This is a genomic window from Conyzicola lurida, from assembly GCF_014204935.1.
Classification (GTDB): Bacteria; Actinomycetota; Actinomycetes; order Actinomycetales; family Microbacteriaceae; genus Conyzicola; species Conyzicola lurida.
Genome location: NZ_JACHMJ010000001.1, coordinates 1,929,379 through 1,954,302 on the forward strand (window position 1 = coordinate 1,929,379; position 24,924 = coordinate 1,954,302).

The window sequence follows — 24,924 nt, forward strand, 5'->3', positions numbered from 1 at the left end:
GATCTTTCGCGGCCTCAGGCCAGCGCACACCAAGGGCCAAGACTACTCGAACAACCGGCCCGCGGTCAAACCGTGGGCGTATCGGCGTGTGAACGCCGGTTGCGATCGAGCAATTCGTGACCGTAATTGGTTGTCAGCCTACCCGCCGCTCCCCCGACGCGGTGTGAAACGCGGGAGTGTCGCGAAAATTCTTGTCATTCGAGACGGGCAGGGCGGGATGCCGCGACTACTCCGCTGCGGCGGGCGCGGGCTTCGACAGCCAGAGCCAGACCAGCACGCCGACGAGCAGCACGAGCGGCGTCACGGAGATGAACGCGTAGAAGGTGGTCTGCACGGTGCCGAACACCGCGTAGAAGAAGTCGCCGCCGCGCAGGATCGCATCGCCGAACGCGTAGACGCCCGTGAACAGGCAGGTGAGAACCGCGGCGGCGGCCGCCGCGACGAGCGACCTCAGCACGACCCGGCCGATACGCAGGTCGGCGGTGAGCGGTACGAGCACCCAGAAGGCGAGGAAGACGCCGAGCGCCGAGGGCACGACCGAGGTGGCGAACGAGATGACGCCCTCGCCGAGCGGATTGAGCGAGTACTGGACGTTGCCGGCGATGCCGCCGGCGGCGAGGTTGCTGATCGCTCCGACGATCGCCCGAAGGACGGACTGGGCGACGAGCACCGCGGCGACGATCGCCGCCGCGGCTCCGGCGGTACGCGCGTTGGCCCGTGTGGTGTTGTCGGTCAGTGCCATGGCGATTCCTCAGGTGGTGGGCGCGAGGCGCTTGCCGAGCCAGAGCCAGGTGAGCACGGCGGCGAGGGCGACGAGCGGCGCGAGCGAGATGAAGCTGGAGACGGCGCTCTGGAATCCGTAGACAAATCCGGAGAAGCCGTTTCCGAGGTCGACGGACGGGAAACTCCCGCCGAACATCGGGCCGGCGGAGGCGAGGGCGCTGAAGAAGCCGAACACGACGGTCGCGACGAGTGCCAGCGCGGCGCCGATCGCAGCGGCGATCACCGCGCGCACGAGCACGGTGGTCCAAGCGAGTTCCGGGGTCAGCGGCACGAGCACCCAGAAGGCGAGGAAGACACCGACGGCGAACGGCAGGACGGTCACGAAGAGCGCGCCGAAGAAATCGACGAAGGGGTTGAAGCCGCCGTAGCCGTTGAAGGCCGCGTAGGCGAGATTACTGACGCCGTTGAGGATCGAGTTGAGGATCTGCTGCGCGAGGGTCACCGCGAGCACGAGCCCCGCCGCGATCAGCGCGGTGCGCGCGTGCGCTCTCGTCGCGTTATCCGTAATCGACGGTGCCATCGGTGCTCCCCCTGCGTGTCTAGAATCGGCCCATGACCGTTCTGATAGACCAACCTATCTGGCCGGCCCACGAGACTCTATGGGCGCACCTCGTCAGCGACCACTCCCTTGACGAGCTGCACGCCTTCGCCCAGCGCGCGGGAATTCCCCGGCGGGGCTTCGACGGCGACCACTACGACGTCCCCGAGAACAAGTGGCACGAGCTCGTCGCGCTCGGCGCCCTGCCGGTGACGGTGCGAGAGATGGTGACCCGGCTGCGCGACAGCGGCCTGCGCATCACCCAGAAGGAGAAACGCGGGCTCTAGACTCCGGTCGCGTCGGTGGCGTCCCGCAGAATGGGAGCATGCCCGGCCGTTTCGTCTTCACCACTGACCCCGACTACATCGTCGAGATGCTCGACGTCGACAAGCCCGCGACGAACCTGCCGCCCGCGTCGTACAACATCGCTCCGGGCAACCGGGTGACGGTCGTCATCGACGCGGTGAACAAGGACGCCTCGACCGACGGCTACGACCCCGAGAACCCCGAGGTGCTGCGACGCCTCGAGTCGGCCAGCTGGGGCCTCGTGCCCGGCGGCGCACCCGACGCGAGCGTCGGCGGCACGCTGTTCAACGCGCCGGTCGAGGAGGTGCGGCAGAACCCCGCCTTCCAGGCCGCGGTGGAATCGCGACGCGCGGCCATCCCCGCCACGGGCTACTACGTCTGGCACAAGGGCGACGACGGATCCACGTCCGCCCAGTTCGTACACTCCCCCGACGGCGAGCCGCTGCTGCTCGCCGCGCTCTACGAGTGGTGGAAGAACCCGGCCGCCGCGCCGGCCGATCCCGCCCGCTGGCTGCTCTCCACCACGATCCTCACCCGCGCCTCGGCGGGTCCGCTCGCCCTCATCCACCCGCGCATGCCCGTGCTGCTCGAACCCGGTCTGATGGAAGACTGGCTCGATCCACGCACGCCCGGCTCGGCCGAGCTGCTCGGCGCGGTCTCCGACGCCGCCGCGGATCTCGCCGACGAGGTGGAGTTCTACGAGGTGAGCAAAGACGTCGCGTCGGTCGGCAACAACTCGGAAGCGCTGATCCAACCCGTCTAGGGAACGGCCGGTCTCGCGCGCCGCTACCACTCCAGCCCGAACCCGGCGACGGTCTTCACCACGGCCCCGGTCGAGATATCGACGATGATCGTGGTGATGCTCGTCGCCCGCGGGTCGACGGGCGACCCGTCGCTCACCGCCGTCTCGACCACGGGCACCACCTCGATGGCGACGTACTGGTCGTTCGACGAGACCTCGAAGTCGCCGATGCTGCCGCGGTCCTCGACCGTGCGGTAGAGCTCGCGCGACACGGTGCCGTTGTCGTAGACGAGCATGTTGGTGAAGTCGTTCGACTCGTAGCTCACCGTCACGACGTGCTGCACGAGCCCGTCGCGCATCAGCTGGAACTCGCCCGGGAACGGGGTGACGCCCTCGACGGGCGAGGCCGCGAACTCGGTCTCCTCGAGGTCGGCGATCGTCAGCGCGACCGGTCCGAACGGGTTGGTCACGCCGACACGGGTCCCGTCGGTCGAGAGCGACTCGAGGCTGGTGAAGGTGCCGAGCGGCGTGGTGATGCCGCTGGCGGTGTCGACGAGAAGCACGCGTTCGTCGGTGGTGTGGGCGACCAGCGACACTCCGCCGGGCACGAAGAACCAGTCGGTCACGGCGAGGGGCGAGCCGTCGAGGCCGGCGACGGCGACGAAGGTCCGGCCGGCATCCAGATCGAGAGTGGTGAGGATGCCGCTGCCGCTGCCGTCCGAGGCCGAGAACTGGAACCCGACCGTGACGCCGTCGTCCGCCGCCCGCAGGTTCTCGATGGTGCCGGCCGCGGGCAGCGTGAGCGGTTCCACTCCCCCGTCGTCGAAGCTGACCAGGCTCAGGGCGCTCGTGCCGTCGGCGACCGAGGTGGTCACGGCGGCCGAGCGGTCGCCGATCAGGGCGAAGTCCTGGATGCCGGTCGCCGAATAGACCACCGTGCGGTCGGCGCCGCGCACGCCGGTCCGCACGATCTCGTCGGGCTGCTCGGCCGAATCGGCCCGGTCGAGATAGTAGAGCGGCGGCGACCCGGTGCGGAACTCGTAGCGCAGCGTCGAGGGCTGGCCGCCCGACGCGTTGCGCACGCCGGCGACCTCGACCGTGTAGGTCGCGTCGTAGCGCAGCGGCGCCCCGAACTGCATGGCCACGATCGCCGCGGAGGTCGAGACCGTGAAGTCGACCGCGGGCGTGATCGTGACGTCGGCGGCGTCCACCTCGGCGAGCTGCTGGTTCGCGAAGAGGCGCAGCTGTTGGCCGCTGCGGGTCACCGCGAGGTCGCCGTCGACCTGCCCGGCGGTGAGCTTCGGTCCTTGAAAGTACCCGAGCGCGGCGAAGGCGGCGCAGAGCAGCGCGAGCACGACGACCGTGCCGGCGAACGTGCGGCGGAAGCGCGAGGTATCAGTAGAGATAGGGCTCTCCCGGCTGCTCGACCACGGTGGTCTCGTCGGGCAGGAGGGCGATCGACTCCGTGCTCTGCTCGCTCGGGTTGGCGTCGAAGCCTCCGGTGACGCGCACCCAGTCGTCGATCTCGAGGGTCTGCTGCCAGTCGGGCGAGTAGACGGGAACGCCCACCGGCTGGGCGTCGACCGCGCAGCAGGTGATGATGAAGCGGGAGACGTAGAACATGTTCTGTGGGTCGTCCGGGTCGGCGCTCACGAAACCGACCACGTCGACCGGCTTTCCCTCGTAGAGCGACAGCTCGCTCGACTGCCGGAGCAGCGACGACCAGTCCAGCACGGTGAATCTAGCGAACGCGGCATCCGACGTCGTCGCCGCTTGGCCGACCGTCTGGCCCTGGCCCTCGCTCAGACCTGTGGCGTTCATCGCGCGCTGGTCGAGTGTGGCGCTCGACAGCGTGGCCGGGGGCACCACGATGATGCCGACGGCGATCGCGAGCGAGAGGGCCGCGGCGGTGACAGAGAGGGTGTTCTGCCAGCGGGTCGGCGGTTCGTCGTGGTCGTGCGGCTCGCGCAGGAACGCGCTCGCGACCACGAAGACCAACCCCACGGCCGCCATGATCACGGTGAACACGACGTAGCGCGGGTGGATGTAGAGGATCAGCTGGTTGGTGAGCGCGAGCCAGACGGTCGCGACGACGACGACCGTCATCAGCACGACACCCCGCCAGCGCTGCACTGCGCGGAGCAGCCTAGGCGACATAGTTCACCACCAGTCCGACCAGCGCGGCCAGCAACGCGACGACGGCCGTGAGCTGCACGAGGGTGCGCACCGTGAAGGTCGTGCGCAGCAGGGCGAGCATCTTAATGTCGATGATCGGCCCGAAGACGAGGAAGGTGACGATCGACCCCGGCATAAACGTGGAGGCGAACGGGAGGATGAAGAACGCGTCGACGTTCGAGCAGACCGAGATGACGAATGCGAGCACCATCATCGCGAGGATCGACCAGAGCGGGTTGCTGCCGAGGCTGACGAGCACCTGACGGGGAACGAGCGACTGGATGGCGCCCGCCGCGACCGCGCCGATGAACAGGGCGGGCAGGATAACGCTCGACTCGCGGCGGAACAGGGCGACGCTCTGCTGCCAGCGGGAGTCGCCGTGTCCGTGGTTCTCAGGAACCCGGCACTCCGCCGCGAATCTATCGGTCAGCAGCGAGTCCTGGTCGGGGTGCCTGCTGAACAGCCAGCCGATCAGGTTCGCGATCACGAAGCCGCCGACGATCCGGCCCACGAGGATGCCGTTGTCCCAGCCGAACGCCTGGTGCGTGGTGATGATCGTGATCGGGTTGATGATCGGTGCGGCGAGGAGGAAGGTCATCGACTCCGAGACGGTGAATCCTTTGACCATGAGCCCGCGCGCGAGGGGCACGTTGCCGCACTCGCAGACCGGAAGGAAAACTCCGATGAACGAGATGGCGGCGCGGCGCAGAAACGGGTTCTTCGGCAGTACGCGCATGATCCAGGTGTCGGGAACCCAGACCTGCACGGCGATCGAGAGCACGATGCCGAGGATCACGAACGGCATCGACTCGACGATGACGCTGATGCTGAGCGTGAGGAAGTCCTGCGCCTGGCCGGGCAGGCTCAGTCCCGACTGCTCGGCGGTGATCGCGCGCACCACGAACAGGGCGGTGATGCCGACGAGGCCGACGGCGAGCCAGGCGAACTGGCGGGTGCGGGAACGGCGTTCGGGATGCCCGTGGCCGGCCTCGGTGTCAGGGTCGCGTCGATCCTGGAGCTGGCTGGTCACCACGGAAGCCTAACCAGTCGCGGCTGGCAGCATTCTGCGCCGCCCCGGGGACGGGAAAACCCCGCCGGCTGTCGCCGACGGGGTTCCGCGTCAGGGGCCTGTCGATGGGCCCCGAGGTGGTTCTGCCTAGTCGTCGCTCACCGGAGCGCTCACGACGGCACCGGCGCTGCCGGCACGACGCGAGGTGCGCGAGCGGCCCTGGCCCGGCTGCTTGGGCTCGGGAAGAGCCTCCAGCACCGAATCGAGGATCTGCTCGGCGTCGCGGTTGTTCATCCGGCGGCCGGCGCGGGGCGCCTTGGTGACCGGGATGTCGAGGATCGCGACGGTCTCGGTCGACTCGGCGGGTGCCGCCGCCTCGACCTCGGGAAGCGGGACGACGACGGGCTCACGCACGACGACACGACGGCTCGCGCTCTTGCGGGCGGCGGGGGCTTTCGTCTCGGCGACCGGCTCGGCCGCGACGTCGGCCGCGGGGACCTCGGCCGGAGCGGCATCCGGGGTCTCGGACGTGGGGGTCTCCGACTTCGCGGTCTCGGACGTGGGGGTCTCCGACTTCGCGGTCTCGGACGTCGGGGTCTCCGCCGCCGTCTCGGGGGCTGCGGGGGCATCCGTCTTCGGGGCGTCGGTCTTGGCAGCGTCGGCGGGCTGGGTCACGGTGCGGGCCGCGATCTGGGCGAGCGCATTGCGGGCGTCGTCCGTGATCGCGTGCGTCCCGGTGCTCACCTTGGGGGTGCTCGCCTGCGGCTGCTGCTGGGCGGCCTGCTGGCCGCCGGTGTTCTGTCCGCCGCCGTTTCCGTTGCCGTTCTGGCCGCCGTTGTTCTGGCCGCCGTTCTGGCCGTTGCCGGAACCGTTGCCCGAGCCGCCGCCCTTGCCGCCGCGACCGCGACGGCTGCTGCCGGCGATCTCGGGCTGGGGCGCCTGCTGGATGCGGTGCTTGGTGACGGGGTCGTGGTGCACGATGACGCCGCGGCCCGCGCACTGCTCGCACGGCTCGCTGAACGTCTCGAGCAGGCCGAGGCCCAGCTTCTTGCGCGTCATCTGTACGAGACCGAGGCTCGTGACTTCGGCGACCTGGTGCTTGGTGCGGTCGCGGCTGAGGCACTCGACGAGTCGGCGCAGCACGAGGTCACGGTTCGACTCGAGCACCATGTCGATGAAGTCGACCACGATGATGCCGCCGATGTCGCGCAGACGCAGCTGCCGCACGATCTCTTCGGCCGCTTCGAGGTTGTTCTTGGTGACGGTCTCTTCGAGGTTGCCGCCCGAGCCGACGAACTTGCCAGTGTTGACGTCGACGACGGTCATGGCCTCGGTGCGGTCGATGACGAGCGAACCACCGGAGGGCAGCCAGACCTTGCGGTCGAGCGCCTTCTCGATCTGCTCGTTGACGCGGTAGACGTCGAACGGGTCGTTGGTTCCCTCGAAGCGCTCGACGCGGTCGATCAGGTCGGGGGCGACACCGTTGAGGTAGCTCTGGATGATCTCCTGGGCGTCGTCACCGTCGATGACGAGCTTGTGGAAGTCCTCGTTGAAGACGTCGCGGATGATCTTGACCAGCAGGTCGGGCTCGCTGTGCAGCAGGGCCGGAGCGTTCGCGGTCTCGATGAGGCGGCTGATCTCGGCCCACTGGTTGGTGAGACGGCTGACGTCGAGGGTCAGCTGCTCCTCGGTCGCACCCTCGGCCGCCGTGCGCACGATGACGCCGACGTTCTCGGGCAGGACCTCTTTGAGGATCTTCTTGAGGCGTGCGCGCTCGGTGTCGGGCAGCTTGCGGCTGATTCCGCTCATCGAGCCGTTGGGCACGTAGACGAGGTAGCGGCCGGGCAGCGATACCTGGCTGGTGAGGCGGGCGCCCTTGTGGCCGATCGGGTCCTTCGTGACCTGCACGAGCACCTTGTCGCCGGGCTTGAGCGCGAGCTCGATGCGGCGGGCCTGGTGGGCGTTGCCGCTCTCGGCATTGGCGGCATCCCAGTCGACCTCGCCCGAGTACAGCACGGCGTTGCGGCCGCGTCCGATGTCGACGAAGGCGGCTTCCATGCTCGGCAGCACGTTCTGCACGCGGCCGAGGTAGACGTTGCCGATGAGCGACATGTCCTGGCTCTTGGCGACGTAGTGCTCGACGAGCACGCCGTCTTCGAGAACGGCGATCTGGATGCGCCCGAACTTGGAACGCACCACCATCACGCGGTCGACGCTCTCGCGGCGGGCGAGGAACTCGCTCTCGGTGATCACGGGGCGACGGCGTCCGGCATCGCGGCCGTCACGGCGGCGCTGCTTCTTCGCCTCGAGGCGGGTGGAACCCTTGACGCGGGTCGGCTCGTTGCTGAGAACGGGCTCGGGACGCGGCTGGCGTACGCGGACGACGGTGCCGGGAGCATCGTCGCCGTCACGCGCCTCTTCGCCGGGGCGGCGGCGCGAGCGGCGGCGGACGGTGCCCGTCTCGTCGCCGAGGTCGGCGGCCGACGGGTCGGCCGGACCCTGCTCGGCGTTCGCACGCGACTGGCGCGGCTGGCGGGCCGGGGCGCGCTCGGGCAGCGGCTCGATGGCCGGGGGTGCCTGGAACAGGAGCGAGGTGGTCGGGCGCTTGGCGGCGACCGTGGTCGGCGCTGCGCTGTCGGCGGCGTCCGTGACGTCTGCCGCGGCATCCGGCTCACTGACGACGGGCTTGCGGGTGCGGGTGCGGGGTGCCGCCTTCACGACCACGTCATCGACGATGACGTCGTCGACGACGATGGTCGGTTCGACGGGCGGGGCGGTCGGCTCCGGCTGTGCGGCCACGACGGGCTCGGTGACCGGGGGCGTCACGACGGCTGCCTTACGGCTGCCGAACAGTCCCTTGCGTCTTTTGGGTTCGATATTGTCTTTGTCATTCACCACGTGCGGTGTACTCCTAGGCCCGGATCGGCGACCGCGCCGCCTATCCGGGTACTCTCTCGTTCGCGTTACGCCTCAGCGATTACGCTGCAAATTCTTCAGGTCTCCGTCTGGCATGGTGGGAGATGTCAATGTGAACACTCACCTGTCTGCTCTGGACGTTTGCACTTGTTGAAGCTCGTACTCATCGGCTCTCGCCGAGTGGGGTACCGCGCTGTCTGTCACTCCAGCGCTTTCGGAACTCGCTATCCGACAACTCGTAATTCGATGTTGGCCCGGATTGTCGCCCGGTAAGCCTTCTTTGGCGCCAGGTCGAGCGCGGCTCGGCTGGCTAGCTTCGATTATCGCACGCATTCTCAGTTAGCCGTGATTCGACGCGTGCCATAATCCGAGAGTGCCAGACACCCAGCCGTACAAGCGTCCCGTCGCCCTCGCGATTTTCCTCATCGTCGCGGGCATCGTCGGCTGGCTGGCGGCGTTCGCGCTGACGATCGAGAAGTTCGTCGCGCTCACCTCGCCCGGTACCGCGCTCACCTGCGACTTCAGCGTCGTGGTGCAGTGCACCGCGAATCTCGAGTCGTGGCAGGGCTCGCTGTTCGGGTTCCCCAACCCGATCATCGGCCTCGCGGCGTGGATCGCCCCGCTCGTGGTCGGGGTCGCGCTGCTCGCCGGCGCCCGGTTCGCGCGCTGGTTCTGGATCCTGTTCAACATCGGCGTGCTCGCCGCGATGGTATTCGTCGTCTGGCTCATCAGCCAGAGCATCTTCGTGCTCTCCACGCTCTGCATCTACTGCATGATCACCTGGGCGGTCACCATCCCGCTCTTCTTGGCGCTCAGCCTGTTCAACCTGAAGACCGGGAACATCCCCGCTCCTCCCCGCCTGCGGTCCGTCGCGGGCGCGCTCCTCACCTGGGTGCCGGCGATCTCGCTCGGCTGCTACCTCGTCATCGCGGTGCTCGCGCAGGTGCGGCTCGACTTCCTCGCCACTCTCTAAACGCACTCCCAGCCCGCGCACAGCGGGGCCCAAGTTTGCGAATAGGCAACGGGAGCATGCTGTCGTCGGAGCGCCCGCTCCCGGCGAGAGGATTTCATGACCAACCCGGCTGACGGCAAAAAAGCACGACGCGAACACGCTCGCGAACTAGCGCGGCAGGAGCGCGAGGCGGAGAAGCGCCGCAGAAAGCGCAACAGGCTGTTCCTGCAGAGCGGCATCATCGTCGCGGTGCTCGCCGTCGTGGCGATCGTGACCGTCGTCATCGTCACCTCGACCACCTCGTCGGCGGTCAACCCGAAGAACATGGCGAGCAACGGCATCCTGTTCACCGGCGACGGCACCACGGTATCCCCCGTCTCCACCGCCGCGCTCGAGGTCGGCAGCGACCCCGTCGCCACGGACACGGCGAGCCTCGCCAGCACGGTGAACATCGTCACCTACATCGACTACGCCTGCCCGTACTGCCAGCAGTTCGAGACCACCAACTCCGAGCAGATCCAGACCTGGGTCGCCTCGGGCGAAGCCTCGCTCGAGATCCACCCGATCTCGATCCTCGACCGGGCCTCGCTCGGCACCAAGTACTCGTCGCGTGCCGCGAACGCCGCGGTCTGCGTCGCCAACTACGAGCCCGACCAGTACCTCGCGGTCAACGACGCGCTCTTCGCCCAGCAGCCCGAGGAGAACACGAGCGGCCTCGACACCGCCGCCCTGAAGACGCTGGTCTCCGACGCGGGCGCCTCGAGCGACGAGGTCGCGTCCTGCATCTCGGACAAGACCTTCGGCGACTGGGTGACCTCGGCCACCGAGCTCGCCTCCGACGGAAACCTCGCGAGCGACACCGTGACCGAGTTCACCGGAACCCCGCTGATCCTCGTCAACGGGCAGCAGTACGAAGGTGCTCTGGATGACGCGGACGCCTTCTCCGCGTTCGTGGCGACGGTCGCGGCCAGCTAGCGGGTTGAGCTTCCGCGGTGGAGCCATGGGAATCGCGCCAGCGATTCCGCGACCCCAGCGCCGAGGGAGCCCGCGACCGAGGTTCAGAACCCCGGATTTTCACAGGCTCAATCCCCCTCCGACGACGAAGGCCCGCACCCCGATCGGGGTGCGGGCCTTCGTCGTTCGCGAAACCTAGAACCAGAGAGCGAGCTCCCGCTGCGCCGACTCGACCGAGTCGCTGCCGTGCACGAGGTTCTGCTGCACCTTGAGGCCCCAGTCACGGCCGAGGTCGCCGCGGATGGTCCCGGGCGCCGCGGTCGTCGGGTTGGTGGTGCCGGCGAGGGAACGGAATCCCTCGATCACGCTGTTGCCGGCGACGCGGATCGCGACGATCGGGCCGCTCTCCATGAACTCGACGAGGGGCTCGTAGAACGGCTTGCCCTCGTGCTCGGCGTAGTGCGCTCCGAGCAGCTCGCGGCTGGCCTCGACGAACTTGATGTCGACGAGCTGGTAGCCCTTCGCTTCGATGCGGCGGAGGATCTCGCCGGTGAGGTTGCGGGCAACGCCGTCGGGCTTGACGAGTACGAGTGTTTCTTCGACGCTCACGGTTCTTCTCCTGGGTTGTTGGCGGCTGCGAACGCAGCCTTCTGGTGGTCGATCTGGCGGCCCTTGACGAAACAGTAGATCCAGATCGCAAGGAATCCGCCGGCGATGAGGTACATCAGCGGAATCAGCAGGCCGGAGGCGAGCAGCACGAGCTGCAGAACCCAGCCCAGCCAGACGCCCCACGGGTACTTGAGCAGTCGCCCGGCGAGCAGCAGCACCACGATGAGCGCGATACCGCCGCCGAACGCGAGTGCCGGCTCCAGCGACTTCAGCCCGTAGACGACGAGCATCACGAAGAAGACGAGCACGGCTTCGAGCCCGAGCACGATCGAGAGCAGCATCTCGGTGACCGAGCGCTGGCGGCGCACGCGGGGCGCTGGCGTGGTCATCGCTTCCACTTCGAAATGACGCCGAGGCGGATGGCGTCGCCGACGAGCGTGATCGATCCGGTCACGAGCACGGCGCGCTTCTCGCCCTGGTCCGCCCACTCGCGCGCCGCCTCGAGCGCGGCCTCGGCCGACTCGTCGGTGTAGACCTCGTCCGTGTGCGTGCGCACGATGTAGGCGAGGTCGTCGGCGTCGACGGCGCGGTCGGATTCCGACTGGGTGACGTAGAACCGGGTGGCGATCGGGGCGAGGGCCGCGACGATTCCGTCGGCGTCCTTGTCCTGCAGCACGCCGATGACCACGGCGACCTCGTCGAAGGTGAAGTAGCTGCCGATCGCCGAGGCGAGGGCTTCGGCGCCGTGCGGGTTGTGCGCGGCGTCGACGAGCACGGTCGGCTCGGTGCCGATGATCTGCAGGCGGCCGGGCGAGGTGGCCTCGGCCAGTCCCTCGGCGAGCACGTCGGTGACGAGCGGGTTGCTGCCGCCGCCGAGGAACGACTCGACCGCGGCGATCGCGAGCGTGGCGTTCTGCGCCTGGTGGTCGCCGAACATCGGCAGGAACAGGTCGGGGTAGCTGGCCGCGAGGCCCTTGACCGAGATGACCTGGCCGCCGACGGCGACGGTCGTCGACTCGAGCGCGAAGTCGGCGCCCTGCACCGAGAACGAGCTCTCGGTGAGCTCGGCCGCCCGCTGCAGCTCGGCGAGGGCCTCCGGGGTCTGCGTCGCAGACACGACGTTGGCGACGGGCTTGATGATGCCCGACTTGGTGCGTGCGATCTCGGCGACGGTGTTGCCGAGGCGCTGCGTGTGGTCGAGGGCGATCGGCGTGAATACCGCGACCTGGCCGTCGGCGACGTTGGTGGAATCCCACTCGCCGCCCATGCCGACCTCGATGACGGCGACGTCGACGGGCGCGTCGGCGAAGCTCGCGAACGCGAGGACAGTGAGCGCCTCGAAGAACGTGAGCTCGGGCTCGCCCTCCTTCGCGAGGTCGGCGTCGATGATCTGCAGGAACGGGCGGATGTCGGCCCAGTTCTCGACGAGCGCGCGGTTCGAGATGGGCTGCCCGTCGATGACGATGCGCTCGTTCACCCGCGTCAGGTGCGGGCTGGTGAGCAGACCCGTCTTCAGTCCGTAGGCGCGCAGGATGCTCTCGGTGATGCGGCTGGTCGACGTCTTGCCGTTCGTTCCGGCGATGTGGATGACCGGGTAGGCGCGGTGCGGGTCGCCGAGCAGTTCGACGGCGCGACGCGTCGGTTCGAGGCGTGGCTGCGGTGCTCCCTCGCCGATGCGGGCGAGCAGCTCGGCGTAGACGTCGTCGGCACCGGTCTGGAACTCGTTGTCGTCGAAGTCGTAGTCGGAGTCCTCGTCGAGGTTGGTCCCCTCGTTGCCGCCCTGCAGGAAGTCGGGCAGACCGGAACCGTCGTCGACGAAGTCGGGCTCGTCGGGTTCGCCGTCGTAGCCCTGGTAGTCGTTGTCGTTGTCTTTAGACATCTACCGATGCCGCCTTCCAGAGATCGATGACCAGCACGCCGGTGTTCGCGTACTGGCCGGGAGCCAGAGTGGTGCGCTGCGAACCGGCGGCCGATCCGGTGGCCGCGTCGAGTGCCGGGTCGTCGCTGAGCGCGAAGCGCAGCTGCGTGGCGAGGGTGTCGCCGGCGATGGTCGGCTCGAACGTGGTGAGGGCTTCGAGGTCGGATGCCGCGTCGCCACGGATCGTCATGGAGATGCGGTCGCTCACGTCGAGGCCGGCCGCCTTCCGGGTGTCCTGCACGGCGCGGATGAGGTCGCGGGCGAGTCCCTCGGCCTCGAGTTCGGGCGTCGTCTCGGTGTCGAGGATCACGAAGCCGCCGTCGGCGAGGAACGCGATCGCGTTGGACTCGTCGGACGACTGCAGTTCGAGGTCGAACTCGGCGGGCAGCAGCTCGACGCCGCCGACGACGACGGTCTCGCCGGTGGCGGTCCAGTCCCCCTCGCGCGCGGCCTTGATAACGGCCTGCACCTGCTTGCCGATGCGCGGGCCGGCGGCCCGCGAGTTGACGGTGAGCTTCTGCGTGATGCCGAAGCGCTCGAAGCTGTCGGTCTCGAGGGCGCTGAACACGACGTCCTTCACGTTGAGCTCCTGCAGCAGGATGCTGGCGAACTCGCCGAGCTGCGCACCGTCGTCGCTCACGATGGTGAGCGTGGCGAGCGGCAGGCGCACGCGGCGGCTCTTGGCTTTGCGCAACGACAGGCCGGCGGAGGCGATGGCGCGCACGCGGTCCATCGCGGTGACGAGCGCGTTGTCGGCCGGGAAGGCCTCGGCGTCGGGCCAGTCTTCGAGGTGGACGCTACGGCCGGCGGTGAGGCCCTGCCAGATCTCGTCGCCGACGAGCGGGATGAGCGGGGCGGCGAGACGGGTGAGCGTCTCGAGCACCGTGAACAGGGTGTCGAAGCTCTCGGTGTCGTCGCCGGTCCAGAAGCGGTCGCGGCTGCGGCGCACGTACCAGTTGGTGAGCACGTCGCCGAAGTCGCGGAGCTTCGCGGCCGCCATCGGGCTGTCGAGCGCCTCGAGCTCGTCGGTCACGTCGAGCACGAGCTGCCGGGTCTTGGCCAGCAGGTAGCGGTCGAGCACGTTGGTGGAGTCGGTGCGCCACTTCGCCTCGTACCCGCTGCTCGACGCGGCATTGGCGTACAGCGTGAAGAAGTAGTAGGTGCTCCACAACGGCAGCAGGAACTGCCGGGTCGACTCGCGGATCGCCTCTTCGGTGACGACGAGGTTTCCGCCGCGGATCACCGACGACGACATGAGGAACCAGCGCATCGCGTCGGCGCCGTCGCGGTCGAACACCTCGGAGACGTCGGGGTAGTTGCGCAGGCTCTTCGACATCTTCTGGCCGTCGGAGCCGAGCACGATGCCGTGGCTGATGACGTTCTTGAACGCGGGACGGTCGAACAGCGCGGTCGACAGCGTGTGCAGCGTGTAGAACCAGCCGCGGGTCTGTCCGATGTACTCGACGATGAAGTCGGCGGGGTTGTGCGCCTCGAAGAACTCGCGGTTCTCGAAGGGGTAGTGCACCTGGGCGAACGGCATCGACCCGGAGTCGAACCACACGTCGAGCACGTCTTCGATGCGGCGCATCGTCGACTGGCCGGTGGGGTCGTCGGGGTTCGGGCGGGTCAGCTCGTCGATGAACGGGCGGTGCAGGTCGGTCGGGCGCACACCGAAGTCGGCCTCGAGCTCGTCGAGCGAGCCGTAGACGTCGATGCGCGGGTACTCGGGGTTGTCGCTCTTCCACACCGGGATCGGGCTGCCCCAGTACCGGTTGCGCGAGATCGACCAGTCGCGGGCGTTGCCGATCCACTTGCCGAACTGGCCGTCCTTGACGTTGTCGGGGACCCAGTTGATCTCCTGGTTGAGCTCGCCCATGCGGTCGCGGAACTCGGGCACGCGCACGAACCAGCTCGAGACGGCCTTGTAGATCAGCGGGTTGCGGCAGCGCCAGCAGTGCGGGTAGCTGTGCTCGTAGCTCGCGACGCGCAGCAGGCGGCCCTCGGCACGCAGCTGCTGGGTGAGCGGCTTGTTCGCGTCGAAGACCTGCAGGCCGGCGACACCCTCGATGTTGGAGAGGAACTTCCCGCCGTCGTCGACGGAGATGATGACCGGGATGCCGGCGGCGGCGCAGACCAATTGGTCGTCCTCACCGTAGGCGGGCGCCTGGTGCACGATACCGGTGCCCTCGCCCGTGGCGACGTAGTCGGCGACCAGCAGCTGCCAGGCGTTCTCGGTGCCGTACTCGTCGGCGTCCGCGTAGTAGTCCCAGAGGCGGTCGTACGTCACTCCCGCGAGCTCGGCTCCGAGCACGGTGCGCGAGACGGCCGCCTTTGCGGCATCCGCACTCTCGTACCCGAGGTCTTTGAAGTAGGCGCCGACGGTGTCGGTGGCCAGCAGGTAGTCGGCGACGCCCTCTGCGGCACCGTCGCCGGCTCCGAGGGGCCCGGATGCCACGACCGCGTACTCGATCGCCGGCCCGACCGCGAGGGCCAGGTTCGTCGGCAGGGTCCAGGGGGTGGTCGTCCAGGCGAGGGCGCGCACGCCGGTCAGCCCGAGTGCTTCGGCCTTCGCGCCGTCGAGCGGGAACGTCACGGTGACCGTCTGGTCCTGTCGCATCTTGTAGACGTCGTCGTCCATGCGCAGTTCGTGATTGGAGAGCGGGGTCTCGTCGTGCCAGCAGTAGGGCAGCACGCGGAAGCCCTCGTAGGCGAGGTTCTTCGTGTGAAGCTGCTTGAACGCCCAGATGACGCTCTCCATAAAGCTGATGTCGAGCGTCTTGTAGTCGTTCTCGAAGTCGACCCAGCGCGCCTGGCGGGTGACGTACTCCTGCCACTCGCCGGTGTACTTGAGCACGGACTCGCGGGCCTTCGCGTTGAAGGCGGCGATGCCCATGTCTTCGATTTCGTGCTTCTCGGTGATGCCGAGCTGCCGCATCGCCTCGAGCTCGGCGGGAAGGCCGTGGGTGTCCCAGCCGAAGCGGCGGTGCACCTGCTTGCCGCGCATCGTCTGGAAACGCGGGAACAGGTCCTTCGCGTAGCCGGTGAGCAGGTGGCCGTAGTGCGGAAGACCGTTGGCGAAGGGAGGTCCGTCGTAGAAGACCCACTCGTCGGCACCCTCGCGGTTCTCGATGGAGGCGAGGAAGGTCTGGTCACTCGCCCAGTAGGCGAGCACGCCCTCTTCGATCGAGGGGAAGTTCGGGGAGGCGGGAACGCCGGTGGCGGCGTCGCGGGGGCCAGTGGTCTTACGGGGGTACGGCATCTCACTCCAGATCGGTCGGTCTGAACGAGGACGCCTTCCTTCGCAGGAACGCGCGGTACCACCCCGCTTGCCGGTCGCTCACTTCGACAGGCTCAGTGACCGATCGACCGCTTGTTCTTTGGCTGTGACGGGCCAGTACCGGTCGGTTCTACTGGGGCCGAGGCCCGTTCTTCCGACGACTCCCCGGTGATGGCCGGATCGATGTCTGTGCGCCCATACTACCGGCCGGAGCGCATCGCCGCCGCGGGCCGCGTCGGGATAAATGAGAGAACTCTCATCACCCGCGCTCCCCCGGGCCGCCAGGAGGACACTGGATACATGCGCAGCGCCGTTATCACCGCCGCGACGGGGATTCTGCTGGCCGTCTCGCTTGCCGCCGGCGCGATCGGCGTCGCCCGGTCGATCACCCCAGTGGAGGACGGACGCGCGCTCGGCGGGGTCGAACCGATCGTCCTGGAGCCCACGCCCGTCGTGACCGCGGAGCCGTCGACGGCGGCCGCTGCCACCCCCTCGCCCCTGCCACCACCCGTGCCGGAGCCCGCTCCCGCGCCCGGTCCCGAGGCGGTTCCCGAGCCGGACCCCGCGCCCGCGCCCGTGCCCGTGCCCGCTGCTCCGGTGGATCCCGTGGTCGCCGTACCGTCGCCCGTCGTGCCGGCGCCCGTAGTTCCTGCTCCTGTATCGCCGGCCGCACAACCGCTGGCTCCCGACCCTGTGGTGGTCGAACCGCAGTCGCCGGAAGGGGTCGGCGATGAGTGGTCCGACGATTCGCGCGACGACCGGAAGTGGGACGACGACGGTGGCTGGAACGGGCACGACGGCGAGCGGGCGTGGCACGAGGACACTGGCGACGGCGACTGGCACGAGGGCGGTGGCGACGGCGGCTGGCACGACGAATCCGCCGCCGAGTGGGACGACGATTCGTCCGACGACGGGACGTGGGACGACGGCTCGTGGGACGAGGGAGAACACGGAGCGGCCTGGTCGGACGACGGCCATTAGATCTGTCTCATAACCCCGCGGAGTCCTTCCCCCGGCGATCGAGGCCGTTTCACAATGGCTGGAGTCACCCGAGAACCGGCTCCGGCCGAGTTGGGAGAGCCCCCGATGAACGTGGGCAAGAAGTGGGCGGCGGTCGTCACCGGAATCGTCGGTGTCGGGCTGATCGCCGGGGCGTCCATCGCCTCGATCAACTCGCACCAGCGAGAACCGCGCACCCAGAACGTCGGGGCGGCTGCGCACCCCGAGACCTGGCAGCGCATCAGCGGGCTCGCCACCGCTGCGGTCGCGGTGCCCCGGCAGATCGTCGAAGCCGAGCAGGCGGCTGCGGCGCAGGCGGCCGCGGCCGCACAGGCCCAGCGCGATGCCGAGGCCGCGGCGGCTGCGGCGGCCGCCGCCGCAGATCCCCCGCCGGTTCCGACGGCGCGATCGAACGCCGGCCGCGCTCCGGCCGCGGCGGCACCAGCGCCTGCCGCACCCGCACCAGCACCAGCACCAGCAGCACCCGCCCCGGCTCCCGCCCCGGCTCCCGCTCCGGCTGCCCCGGCTCCCGCTCCTGCACCAGTCGCACCTGCGGCGCCGAAGCCCGTGCCCGCACCCGCACCCGCACCGGCCCCCGCCCCCGCGCCTCCCGATGACGGCAACGACGACAACTGGGGCGACCACGACGGACACGGCGGCCACGACGGAGGATGGGACGGCGACGACGACGGGTCGCACGGTCGAGATGGCGACGGCGGTCGCCACCACTGACGGCGCGGCCCGTACCGGGCTGACGGTCCCCTCTATCGCAACCGGTAGCCCATCCCCCGCACGGTCTCGATTCGTTCCGCGCCGAACTTGGCGCGCAGGTAGCGCACGTAGACGTCCACGACGTTGGATCCGGGGTCGAAGTCGAGGCCCCAGACACGGCTGAGCAGCTGTTCGCGGCTCAAGACCTGGTCGGGATGCGAGAGGAATTCCTCGGCGAGCGAGAATTCGCGCGCCGACAGGTCGATGACCACGCCGTTCACCGTGGCCCGTCGGGTCAGCGCGTCGAGGGTGAGGTCGCCACGGCTGAGCGTCGTCGTGACCTGAGCCGTGGCATCCCGCAGTCTGAGGCGCACGCGTGCGAGCAGTTCGTCGAACCGGAACGGCTTCGGAATGTAGTCGTTCGCGCCACCCTCGAGCCCGGCCACGGTGTCCTCGACCGAGGTGCGCGCCGTCAGCATGATGACCGGCAGCGTGAGCTTCTCGCCGCGGATGCGCCGCAACACCTCGAAACCGTCGAGGCCGCGAAGACCCACGTCGAGCAGTACGAGGTCGTGGTTGCCCGAGCGCACCTGCTGGAGCGCGTCGTTTCCGTCGACGACGACGGTAGTCGTGAATCCGGCGGCGCGCAGGCCCTTGTCGACGAACAGCGAGATCCGCTCTTCATCCTCGGCGATCAAGATGTTGCTCACGGCTCCTCAGTATCCTCGGTTTCGACGGCGACGCCGAGGGGTACCACCGGCAGGACGATGCCGAATCGCGACCCCCGGGGCGACGTCGACAGGCTGACCCGGCCGCCGTGCGCCTCGGCGATCGCACGCACGATCGGCAGACCCAGTCCGGACCCCCGGATGCCGCGGCCGGCGTCGGCGCGCCCGAACCGCTCGAAGATGCGGTCCTGCGCCTCGACGGGGATGCCCGACCCGCGGTCGGCGACCCAGAACTCCACCGTCGCGTCTCCCCCGGTGCTGCCGACGTCGATGCGTGATCCGGCCGGCGAGTACTTGGCCGCGTTGTCGACGAGCTGCAGCCAGGCCTGGGTGACGCGGCCGGGGTCCAGAGCCATGCTCAGGTGCGCCGACCCCGTGAGCACCCACTCGTGGTCGGGCACGACGCTCGCCTTCGCGAAGACCTCGGCGGTCAGGTCGGCGACGTCGGTCGGGGTCCTGGCAAGGGTCATCCGCTGGGAGTCGGTGAGCGACTCGATGTCGTCGACCAGCCGGGCCATGCGGTCGAGTTCGTCGATCGCTAGCGCCTTGGTGGCTTCCACCTCGGCGGTGTCGCTCGGGTCGAGCAGCTCGAGGTGGCCGCGCACGATCGTGATCGGCGTCGCGAGCTCGTGCCGCACGTCGTCGAGCAGCTGGCGTTGGCCGGTCATCGACGCGTCGAGCCGGTCTAGCATGCCGTTGACCGTCGCGGTGAGAGAGGAGATGTCGTCGCGCCCGACCACCGGGATGCGCTCTTTGCGGTCGCTCGCGGTGATCCGCGAGGCCGCGTCGCCGAGCTGCCGCAACGGGCGCAGCAGCCGTCCGGCGACGAACCAGCCGACGAGCCCGATCGCGACGAGGGTGATGGCCGCGACGAGGGCGTAGGTACTGAAGGCGTCGCGCAGTTCCTCGAGTTCGGCGTCGACGTCGACCGCGGCCACGTAGATCGCGCGGGCCGGGTCGTCCTCGACGCCGATCGGCGCCGCGACGTACCGCACCGTGCCGCCGGGCCGTACGTCCGTGCCGATGAAGACCGCGCCATCCTCGGTCTCTGCCACGACCCTGTCGACGAATCCGTCGTCGTCTTCGAGGTGGAACGAGGTATCGACACCCGGCACGAGCGTGGCGACGCCGTCGATGATGCCGAGGGCGCTCTCGTTGCGCCCGGGGATGATGCGGGCGAGCACCGCCTCGAGTGCCTCGCCGGTCGACGCGAACCCGGGGGTGTCGTCGGCGTCGGCGGGGTCCGGCTGGGTCGTGACGGCGTCGGATTCGCCGGTGACGATGAAGCGGGCCGACTCGACGTGGGCGAGCAGCAGGTCGTCGATGTCGCTGTGGATGCGGTCGCGCTGCACGAGGAACGACGTCGCCCCCGCGACCGCCATGCCGATCGACGCCACGAGCAGGATCGAGGCCAGGATGCGCGAGCGCACCGACCACCGCGGCACGCGGATGCGACGCGATCTCGTCGATCTCATCGCCCCAGTATGGAGCGTGGCAGACTCGACAAATGGCTGCCAGCAAAACAAATGAGAGCACTCTCACCGTGCTGGTCGCCTTCGGGGCGAACCTGCTGATCGCGATCGCGAAATCGGTCGCGGCGCTGCTCACCGGGTCGGCGTCGATCGCCGCCGAGGTCGCGCACTCCTGGGCCGACACCGGCAACGAGATCTTCCTCTACGTGGCCGAGCGCAAGTCCGCCCGGGGCGCCGACGCCACGCACCCGCTCGGCTACGGACGCGAGGCGTACGTCTGGTCGATGTACGCGGCGTTCGGGCTGTTCGCCGCCGGCGCCGCCGTGTCGGTCTACCACGGGGTGCAGAGCCTGCTCGATCCGGAACCCGCCAGCGACTGGGCGATCGCCTACGTCGTGCTCGGCGTCGCGTTCGTACTCGAGGGGGTGTCGTTCTTGCGCGCGTACAAACAGGCGCGCGAGACCGCGCGCGAGCAGCACACCGGCACCCTCAACGTCGTGCTCGAGAGCTCGAACCCGACCCTGCGCGCGGTCTTCGCCGAGGACGCCGCCGCCCTGATCGGCCTCGTCATCGCCTTCCTCGGCGTTCTGCTGCACCAGCTCACCGGGTCGCCCGTCTACGACGCGGTCGGCTCGATCCTCGTCGGCGTGCTGCTCGCGATCGTCGCTCTCGTGCTGATCAACCGCAACCGCCGCTTCCTCGTCGGGCAGGAGACCGACCCCGCCGTGTCCGCGAGCATGGTCGACTTCCTGAACGCCCGCACCGAGATCGAGCGCGTCACCTACCTGCACCTCGAGTTCGTCGGACCGAGCCGGGTCTTCCTCGTCGCGGCCGTCGACCTCGTCGGCAACGACACCGAGACGCACGTGGCGGTCGCGATGCGCGCGGTCGAGGCGGCGCTCGAGACCAATCCGCACATCGTCAAGGCCGTGCTCACCCTGTCGGCACCGGCCGACGCGTCGCTGTAGCCCCGCCCTCCTGCAGAAGCGTCACACGTGGTCGCATAGTCGGGTCGGTTGGCGCCACTGGTGACACTTGTGGGCGCGAATACGGCGGGGCGGATGCCGCTGCCGTCCTAGCGCGCGGCCGCGGCCCTGCCGCGCAGGCCGTTGACGAGCGCGGCCGCGGTCGCGGCATCCGCCACCGTCACGACTAGCGACCGGCCGTTCGTCCGCTCGATCTCGAGCGCCTCGCCCGACCGCACGATGATGCCGAAGCGGCGTCGCGACCCGCGGAGTCCCCAGCCTCCGAAGTCGCCGAGAGGCGAGATCTGCACGGCCCGGGCCGCCTCGACCTGGTCGAGCGGCACCGAGAATTTCGGGAACCCCAGCGCCGAACGCACCGAGACCCCCGCGGCGGTCACCCTCACCCGCCACACCATCGTCGCGCCGACGACCGCGACCGCCACCGCGAGGATGCCGAACGCCGGCCACGGCCCGCCGTCACTGGCGGTGGAGGCGAGCGCGACGATCCCGGCGGCGAATGCGACGGCGGCGAGGACGAAGATCAGGATGCCGCGGCTCGGCGTCACCCCGCGCGACCACACGGCGCGCTCCCCGTCGGCGAGCTCGAGCGGGGGTTCCCCGTCGTCGACGGCCACCGGCAGCGGCGCCCGCGGAGTGAGGAGTCCGGCGGGGACAGCCAGCAGGAGCCCGGCGACGATTCCGACCGGCATCCACGGAAGCACGGATCCCGCGTCGGCCGCGTCGGCGAGACCGCGCTGCATCCACACGCTGCCGCCGATGGCCGTGGTCAGGAACACCGCCAACCACACGACGGTGCCGACCAGGAACCGGGTCTGGGTGCCCGCCCGCTGCACCAGCGCCGCGACCGTGAGCGAGACCGAGAAGAGCGCGACGAATCCGGCGACCGGCAGCACGAGCCCGAGGAGCGGACCGAACCCGTCCGCCTCGCCGGAGGCGCTCCAGTGGATCGCGATCGGGTCGGGCAGATCGGCCGACCAGAACAGCACGACGACGATGCCCACGATGGAGAACAGAATTGGCAGTACGGCTCCCAGCGCGACGATGCGTCGGCGTTCGTTCCGGGTGTATCCGGTCATCAGTAGGCCTCTCTGATCATGGCGGCGAGCGCCGCGGGGGAAAGATCGAGCCGCTTCGCCTCGACGACGAGCGCGGGCAGCAGCGCGGCGAGGTCGCCGTACTCGCGGGCCCGGTCGGTGACGACGGCACCGCGTCCGCGTCGCAGGTCGATGAGGCCCTCGTCGCGGAGCGCCTGGTAGGCGTGCAGCACGGTGTGCACGTTGAGATCGAGTGATTCGGCGAGCTCGCGGGCGGAGGGCAGGCGCTCCCCCGCGGCGAGCGCCCCGCGCACGACTTCGGAACGCACGGCGGCGGCGAGCTGGTCGAATAGCGGGATGGGCGACGCGGGGTCGACACGGATGAGCATGTCTTCAGTCTATTGTTCTAGTTGTATTAGAACAAGTGCAACTACTCGCTTTGGCGCTAGAAGGTGTTGCCCCGATCCACGCCGGCGAACGCGGCGACGATGCCCGGGAACACCACGTCCACGCTCTCCGCGACGTACCCGGTGAGCGGCGAGCGCCCGATGCCGGCGCGTGCCCAGGTGATCCACCCGGCAGCGACGGCCCCGGCGAGCGCGTTCGCCGCCGTGCGCACCAACAGGTCCGACCGGTGCCGGGCCCCGCGCGCGGCGAAGAAGTCCACGTACACGTCGGCCTGCGCGGCGACCCGGAGCAGGCCGGAGTTCGCGACATCCTCGCCCGCCCCCATCACGTCGGACTGGGTCAGTGCGAGCGGCACCCGGTTCTCGTCGAACTCCCCCGCGACGGCGAGCACCACCTCGCGGACCGATTCGAGAGAACCGCTGGCGGATGCCGCGGCGCAGGCCTCCCGCAGGGAGTCGATCGCGCGGTCGACCTCGAACCACAGCAGGTCGCTCTTGGCACCGAAGTAGTTGAAGAAGGTGGCCCGGCTCACTCCGGAGCGCCGGGTGATCTGGTCGATGGTCGTGCCCGCGTAGGTGTTCTCGACGAAGAGTTCCGCCGCGGCATCCTCGATCAACTGGCGCGAGGAGACCTTGGGTCGCCCCACGCCGGGGCTGTGATCTGCAGTCGTCGGCACAATGGTTCCCGTCGTGGTTAGATACTGTACTGCGTCCAAAAATAGCGCCCATCGCCCTCGAGCACACCGAGAAAGACAGCCGTGAACCGCACTTTACCCTCCCTCGTCGCCGCAGCATCCGTCATCCTGCTGATCGCGGGGTGCTCCCCTGCCGCCCCGGCGAACACCGAGCCGGTGACCGGCGGCACGCTCGTGTACGCGTCGGGCGACGCGGAACCCACCTGCCTCGACCCGCACGTGGGTGGCAACTACCCGCAGGCGCTCGTCGCCACCCAGTACCTCGAGTCGCTCGTGTCGATCGACGACGACGGCGAGATCATCCCGTGGCTCGCCACCGAGTGGTCGGTCGCCGACGACGGCCTCAGCTGGGACTTCACCCTGCGCGACGACGTCACCTTCACCGACGGCACCCCGTTCACCGCCGAGGCGGTCGCGGTCAACGTCGCGCACCTGCAGGACCCGGCGACGGGCTCGTCCACCGGCTACCTCGCTCTGCAGAAGGTCGAGTCGGTGGAGGTCGTCGACGACAGCACGGCGCGCTTCGTGCTCAGCGAGCCCGACAGCGCGCTGCTCGAGTCGCTGTCGCAGCCGTGGCTCGCCATCGAATCCCCCACCGCTCTCGCCCGCCCGCAGGCCGAGAACTGCGAGTCGCCCGTCGGCACCGGCCCGTTCGTCGTCACGGCGTGGGACCGTCAGGAATCGATCACCCTCGAGCGCAACGACGACTACACCTCGCCGCCCGCCGACGCGGCCCACGAGGGCCCCGCCTACCTCGACGGGATCGAATGGCGCTTCCTGCCCGACTCCGCCTCCCGCTACGCGGCACTGCAGGCCGGCACCGTCGACGTGATCGACAACGTGCAGCCCGACACCATCGTCGCGGCCGAGTCGGTCGACAGCGTCGAAGAACTCAACGCTCCGCGTCCCGGCGCGTCCAACCGCATCGAACTCAACTCGAGCAAGGCGCCGTTCGACGACGTGCTCGTGCGCGAGGCGTTCATCCGTTCGGCCAACGTCGACGACGCCATCACGAGCCTGTTCTTCGACACCGCCGAGCGCTCCTACTCCCCGCTCTCCAGCGTGGAGAAGCTCGGCTACTCCGCCGACCCCGAGCTGTTCGAGTACGACCAGGATGCCGCGGCCGACCTGCTCGACGAGGCGGGGTGGACCGAGACCGACGCCGACGGCTACCGGGCAAAGGACGGCGTCACCCTCGAGCTCGACTTCCCGGTGAGCACCAACCAGTCGATCCCCGCCGAGCAGTCGCTGTTCGAGCAGCTGCAGGCGACCGCCAAGGAGGCCGGTTTCAAGGTCAACCTCGAGCCGCTCGACCTGTCGAGCTGGTACGGCGCGCTCGGCGAGAACGACTACGACCTCGTCAGCGCCCCGTACACCAAGGTCGGGCCCGACGTGCTGCGTATCCTGTTCGACTCGGCGGGCACCATCCCCGCCCCGAGCGGGTACTTCGCCAACCACTCCCAGGTGAAGGATGACGCACTCGACGCCCTGCTCCAGTCGGCGGGCGCGACCTCCAACGAGGCAGAGCGCGCCGACGACTACGCCGCCGCCCAGCAGATCGTGCTCGAGGGGTACTACATCCTGCCGCTCTACGACCAGCAGAACCACTTCCTGCTCCGCGCCGACGTGGAGGGATTGCGCGCGATGCCGACGGTATCGACCCCGACGCTCTACGACACGTGGCTGGATCGCTGAGCGTCGACCTCGTCGCCG

23 protein-coding genes are annotated in these 24,924 nt (G+C 69.2%); 8 read left to right on the forward strand and 15 right to left on the reverse strand.

The annotated features are described in order from the left end of the window. Positions 1–226: 226 nt before the first annotated feature. Complete coding sequence (locus HD599_RS09290) at positions 227–742, reverse strand: hypothetical protein (RefSeq protein WP_184236401.1); 516 nt, start codon at positions 740–742, stop codon at positions 227–229. Between the two features lie 9 nt (positions 743–751). Continuing rightward, positions 752–1,303, reverse strand: a complete 552-nt coding sequence (locus HD599_RS09295; RefSeq protein WP_184236404.1) for an RlmE family RNA methyltransferase — start codon at positions 1,301–1,303, stop codon at positions 752–754. A 32-nt stretch (positions 1,304–1,335) separates the two neighbouring features. On the opposite strand from HD599_RS09295, the gene HD599_RS09300 reads away from it, so the two are divergent. Together HD599_RS09300 and HD599_RS09305 are read left to right on the forward strand one after the other, a co-directional pair. Further along, positions 1,336–1,608 carry a DUF4031 domain-containing protein gene (locus HD599_RS09300; protein ID WP_184236408.1) on the forward strand — a complete coding sequence of 91 codons (273 nt, stop codon included), beginning with the start codon at positions 1,336–1,338 and terminating at the stop codon, positions 1,606–1,608. Between the two features lie 38 nt (positions 1,609–1,646). Next, on the forward strand, positions 1,647–2,390 hold the full coding sequence (locus HD599_RS09305) for an SOS response-associated peptidase (RefSeq protein WP_184236411.1): 744 nt from the start codon (positions 1,647–1,649) through the stop codon (positions 2,388–2,390). Positions 2,391–2,413: 23 nt separating this feature from the next. On the opposite strand, the gene HD599_RS09310 is transcribed toward HD599_RS09305, so the two are convergent. From HD599_RS09310 to HD599_RS09325, 4 genes are all read right to left on the reverse strand, one after another. Continuing rightward, positions 2,414–3,724 (reverse strand): hypothetical protein, encoded by a 1,311-nt coding sequence (locus tag HD599_RS09310; protein ID WP_184236414.1) that lies wholly within the window; start codon positions 3,722–3,724, stop codon positions 2,414–2,416. 40 nt (positions 3,725–3,764) lie between these two features. Then, positions 3,765–4,502 carry a TIGR03943 family putative permease subunit gene (locus HD599_RS09315; protein ID WP_343061991.1) on the reverse strand — a complete coding sequence of 246 codons (738 nt, stop codon included), beginning with the start codon at positions 4,500–4,502 and terminating at the stop codon, positions 3,765–3,767. Positions 4,503–4,515: 13 nt separating this feature from the next. After that, complete coding sequence (locus HD599_RS09320; protein WP_184236417.1) at positions 4,516–5,574, reverse strand: permease; 1,059 nt, start codon at positions 5,572–5,574, stop codon at positions 4,516–4,518. A 126-nt stretch (positions 5,575–5,700) separates the two neighbouring features. Then, complete coding sequence (locus HD599_RS09325) at positions 5,701–8,448, reverse strand: Rne/Rng family ribonuclease (protein ID WP_343061992.1); 2,748 nt, start codon at positions 8,446–8,448, stop codon at positions 5,701–5,703. 394 nt (positions 8,449–8,842) lie between these two features. On the opposite strand from HD599_RS09325, the gene HD599_RS09330 reads away from it, so the two are divergent. Both HD599_RS09330 and HD599_RS09335 read left to right on the forward strand, forming a co-directional pair. Continuing rightward, positions 8,843–9,442, forward strand: coding sequence for a vitamin K epoxide reductase family protein (locus HD599_RS09330; protein WP_184236420.1), 600 nt, complete (start codon positions 8,843–8,845; stop codon positions 9,440–9,442). Between the two features lie 96 nt (positions 9,443–9,538). Continuing rightward, complete coding sequence (locus HD599_RS09335; RefSeq protein WP_184236423.1) at positions 9,539–10,396, forward strand: DsbA family protein; 858 nt, start codon at positions 9,539–9,541, stop codon at positions 10,394–10,396. Positions 10,397–10,570: 174 nt separating this feature from the next. Here HD599_RS09335 and ndk read toward each other — a convergent pair whose 3' ends face one another. From ndk to ileS, 4 genes are read right to left on the reverse strand one after another with little or no spacing between them, the layout of a single operon-like run. Next, a complete protein-coding gene (ndk, locus tag HD599_RS09340; RefSeq protein ID WP_184236426.1) occupies positions 10,571–10,984 on the reverse strand; it encodes a nucleoside-diphosphate kinase in 414 nt (137 codons plus the stop codon). Continuing rightward, positions 10,981–11,373: a DUF4233 domain-containing protein gene (locus tag HD599_RS09345; RefSeq protein ID WP_184236429.1), complete on the reverse strand. Its 393-nt coding sequence runs from the start codon at positions 11,371–11,373 to the stop codon at positions 10,981–10,983. Before HD599_RS09345 ends, ndk begins: the two co-directional genes overlap by 4 nt. Then, complete coding sequence (locus HD599_RS09350) at positions 11,370–12,863, reverse strand: bifunctional folylpolyglutamate synthase/dihydrofolate synthase (protein ID WP_184236432.1); 1,494 nt, start codon at positions 12,861–12,863, stop codon at positions 11,370–11,372. Before HD599_RS09350 ends, HD599_RS09345 begins: the two co-directional genes overlap by 4 nt. Next, positions 12,856–16,161, reverse strand: a complete 3,306-nt coding sequence (gene ileS / locus HD599_RS09355) for an isoleucine--tRNA ligase (protein WP_184236435.1) — start codon at positions 16,159–16,161, stop codon at positions 12,856–12,858. Before ileS ends, HD599_RS09350 begins: the two co-directional genes overlap by 8 nt. A gap of 318 nt (positions 16,162–16,479) precedes the next feature. On the opposite strand from ileS, the gene HD599_RS09360 reads away from it, so the two are divergent. Together HD599_RS09360 and HD599_RS09365 are read left to right on the forward strand one after the other, a co-directional pair. Beyond that, on the forward strand, positions 16,480–17,160 hold the full coding sequence (locus tag HD599_RS09360) for a hypothetical protein (RefSeq protein ID WP_184236438.1): 681 nt from the start codon (positions 16,480–16,482) through the stop codon (positions 17,158–17,160). Between the two features lie 105 nt (positions 17,161–17,265). Continuing rightward, entirely contained in the window at positions 17,266–17,910 is a 645-nt protein-coding gene (locus tag HD599_RS09365) for a hypothetical protein (RefSeq protein WP_184240701.1), read from the forward strand. Positions 17,911–17,942: 32 nt separating this feature from the next. Here HD599_RS09365 and HD599_RS09370 read toward each other — a convergent pair whose 3' ends face one another. Next, positions 17,943–18,599: a response regulator gene (locus HD599_RS09370; protein ID WP_184236440.1), complete on the reverse strand. Its 657-nt coding sequence runs from the start codon at positions 18,597–18,599 to the stop codon at positions 17,943–17,945. Further along, positions 18,596–20,092 (reverse strand): sensor histidine kinase, encoded by a 1,497-nt coding sequence (locus tag HD599_RS09375; protein WP_184236444.1) that lies wholly within the window; start codon positions 20,090–20,092, stop codon positions 18,596–18,598. Before HD599_RS09375 ends, HD599_RS09370 begins: the two co-directional genes overlap by 4 nt. A 32-nt stretch (positions 20,093–20,124) precedes the next feature. Here HD599_RS09375 and HD599_RS09380 point away from each other — a divergent pair, with 32 nt between their 5' ends. Further along, a complete protein-coding gene (locus HD599_RS09380) occupies positions 20,125–21,057 on the forward strand; it encodes a cation diffusion facilitator family transporter (protein ID WP_184236448.1) in 933 nt (310 codons plus the stop codon). Positions 21,058–21,164: 107 nt separating this feature from the next. Here HD599_RS09380 and HD599_RS09385 read toward each other — a convergent pair whose 3' ends face one another. The 3 genes from HD599_RS09385 to HD599_RS09395 are packed head-to-tail and all read right to left on the reverse strand — an operon-like array spanning position 21,165 to position 23,163. Then, a complete protein-coding gene (locus HD599_RS09385) occupies positions 21,165–22,151 on the reverse strand; it encodes a DUF1648 domain-containing protein (protein WP_184236451.1) in 987 nt (328 codons plus the stop codon). After that, complete coding sequence (locus tag HD599_RS09390; RefSeq protein WP_184236454.1) at positions 22,151–22,498, reverse strand: GntR family transcriptional regulator; 348 nt, start codon at positions 22,496–22,498, stop codon at positions 22,151–22,153. Before HD599_RS09390 ends, HD599_RS09385 begins: the two co-directional genes overlap by 1 nt. A gap of 56 nt (positions 22,499–22,554) precedes the next feature. After that, complete coding sequence (locus tag HD599_RS09395) at positions 22,555–23,163, reverse strand: TetR family transcriptional regulator (protein ID WP_184236457.1); 609 nt, start codon at positions 23,161–23,163, stop codon at positions 22,555–22,557. A gap of 111 nt (positions 23,164–23,274) precedes the next feature. On the opposite strand from HD599_RS09395, the gene HD599_RS09400 reads away from it, so the two are divergent. Further along, positions 23,275–24,906, forward strand: a complete 1,632-nt coding sequence (locus HD599_RS09400) for an ABC transporter substrate-binding protein (protein ID WP_184236460.1) — start codon at positions 23,275–23,277, stop codon at positions 24,904–24,906. Positions 24,907–24,924: the final 18 nt, after the last annotated feature.

What these genes read in the sequence shown, in the direction of transcription:
- HD599_RS09290 (WP_184236401.1), bottom strand. Translation starts at nt 742, where the DNA reads ATGGCACTGACCGACAACACCACACGGGCCAACGCGCGTACCGCCGGA.
- HD599_RS09295 (WP_184236404.1), bottom strand. Translation starts at nt 1,303, where the DNA reads ATGGCACCGTCGATTACGGATAACGCGACGAGAGCGCACGCGCGCACC.
- HD599_RS09300 (WP_184236408.1), top strand. Translation starts at nt 1,336, where the DNA reads ATGACCGTTCTGATAGACCAACCTATCTGGCCGGCCCACGAGACTCTA.
- HD599_RS09305 (WP_184236411.1), top strand. Translation starts at nt 1,647, where the DNA reads ATGCCCGGCCGTTTCGTCTTCACCACTGACCCCGACTACATCGTCGAG.
- HD599_RS09335 (WP_184236423.1), top strand. Translation starts at nt 9,539, where the DNA reads ATGACCAACCCGGCTGACGGCAAAAAAGCACGACGCGAACACGCTCGC.
- HD599_RS09345 (WP_184236429.1), bottom strand. Translation starts at nt 11,373, where the DNA reads ATGACCACGCCAGCGCCCCGCGTGCGCCGCCAGCGCTCGGTCACCGAG.
- HD599_RS09350 (WP_184236432.1), bottom strand. Translation starts at nt 12,863, where the DNA reads ATGTCTAAAGACAACGACAACGACTACCAGGGCTACGACGGCGAACCC.
- ileS (WP_184236435.1), bottom strand. Translation starts at nt 16,161, where the DNA reads ATGCCGTACCCCCGTAAGACCACTGGCCCCCGCGACGCCGCCACCGGC.
- HD599_RS09360 (WP_184236438.1), top strand. Translation starts at nt 16,480, where the DNA reads ATGCGCAGCGCCGTTATCACCGCCGCGACGGGGATTCTGCTGGCCGTC.
- HD599_RS09365 (WP_184240701.1), top strand. Translation starts at nt 17,266, where the DNA reads ATGAACGTGGGCAAGAAGTGGGCGGCGGTCGTCACCGGAATCGTCGGT.
- HD599_RS09375 (WP_184236444.1), bottom strand. Translation starts at nt 20,092, where the DNA reads ATGAGATCGACGAGATCGCGTCGCATCCGCGTGCCGCGGTGGTCGGTG.
- HD599_RS09380 (WP_184236448.1), top strand. Translation starts at nt 20,125, where the DNA reads ATGGCTGCCAGCAAAACAAATGAGAGCACTCTCACCGTGCTGGTCGCC.
- HD599_RS09385 (WP_184236451.1), bottom strand. Translation starts at nt 22,151, where the DNA reads ATGACCGGATACACCCGGAACGAACGCCGACGCATCGTCGCGCTGGGA.
- HD599_RS09390 (WP_184236454.1), bottom strand. Translation starts at nt 22,498, where the DNA reads ATGCTCATCCGTGTCGACCCCGCGTCGCCCATCCCGCTATTCGACCAG.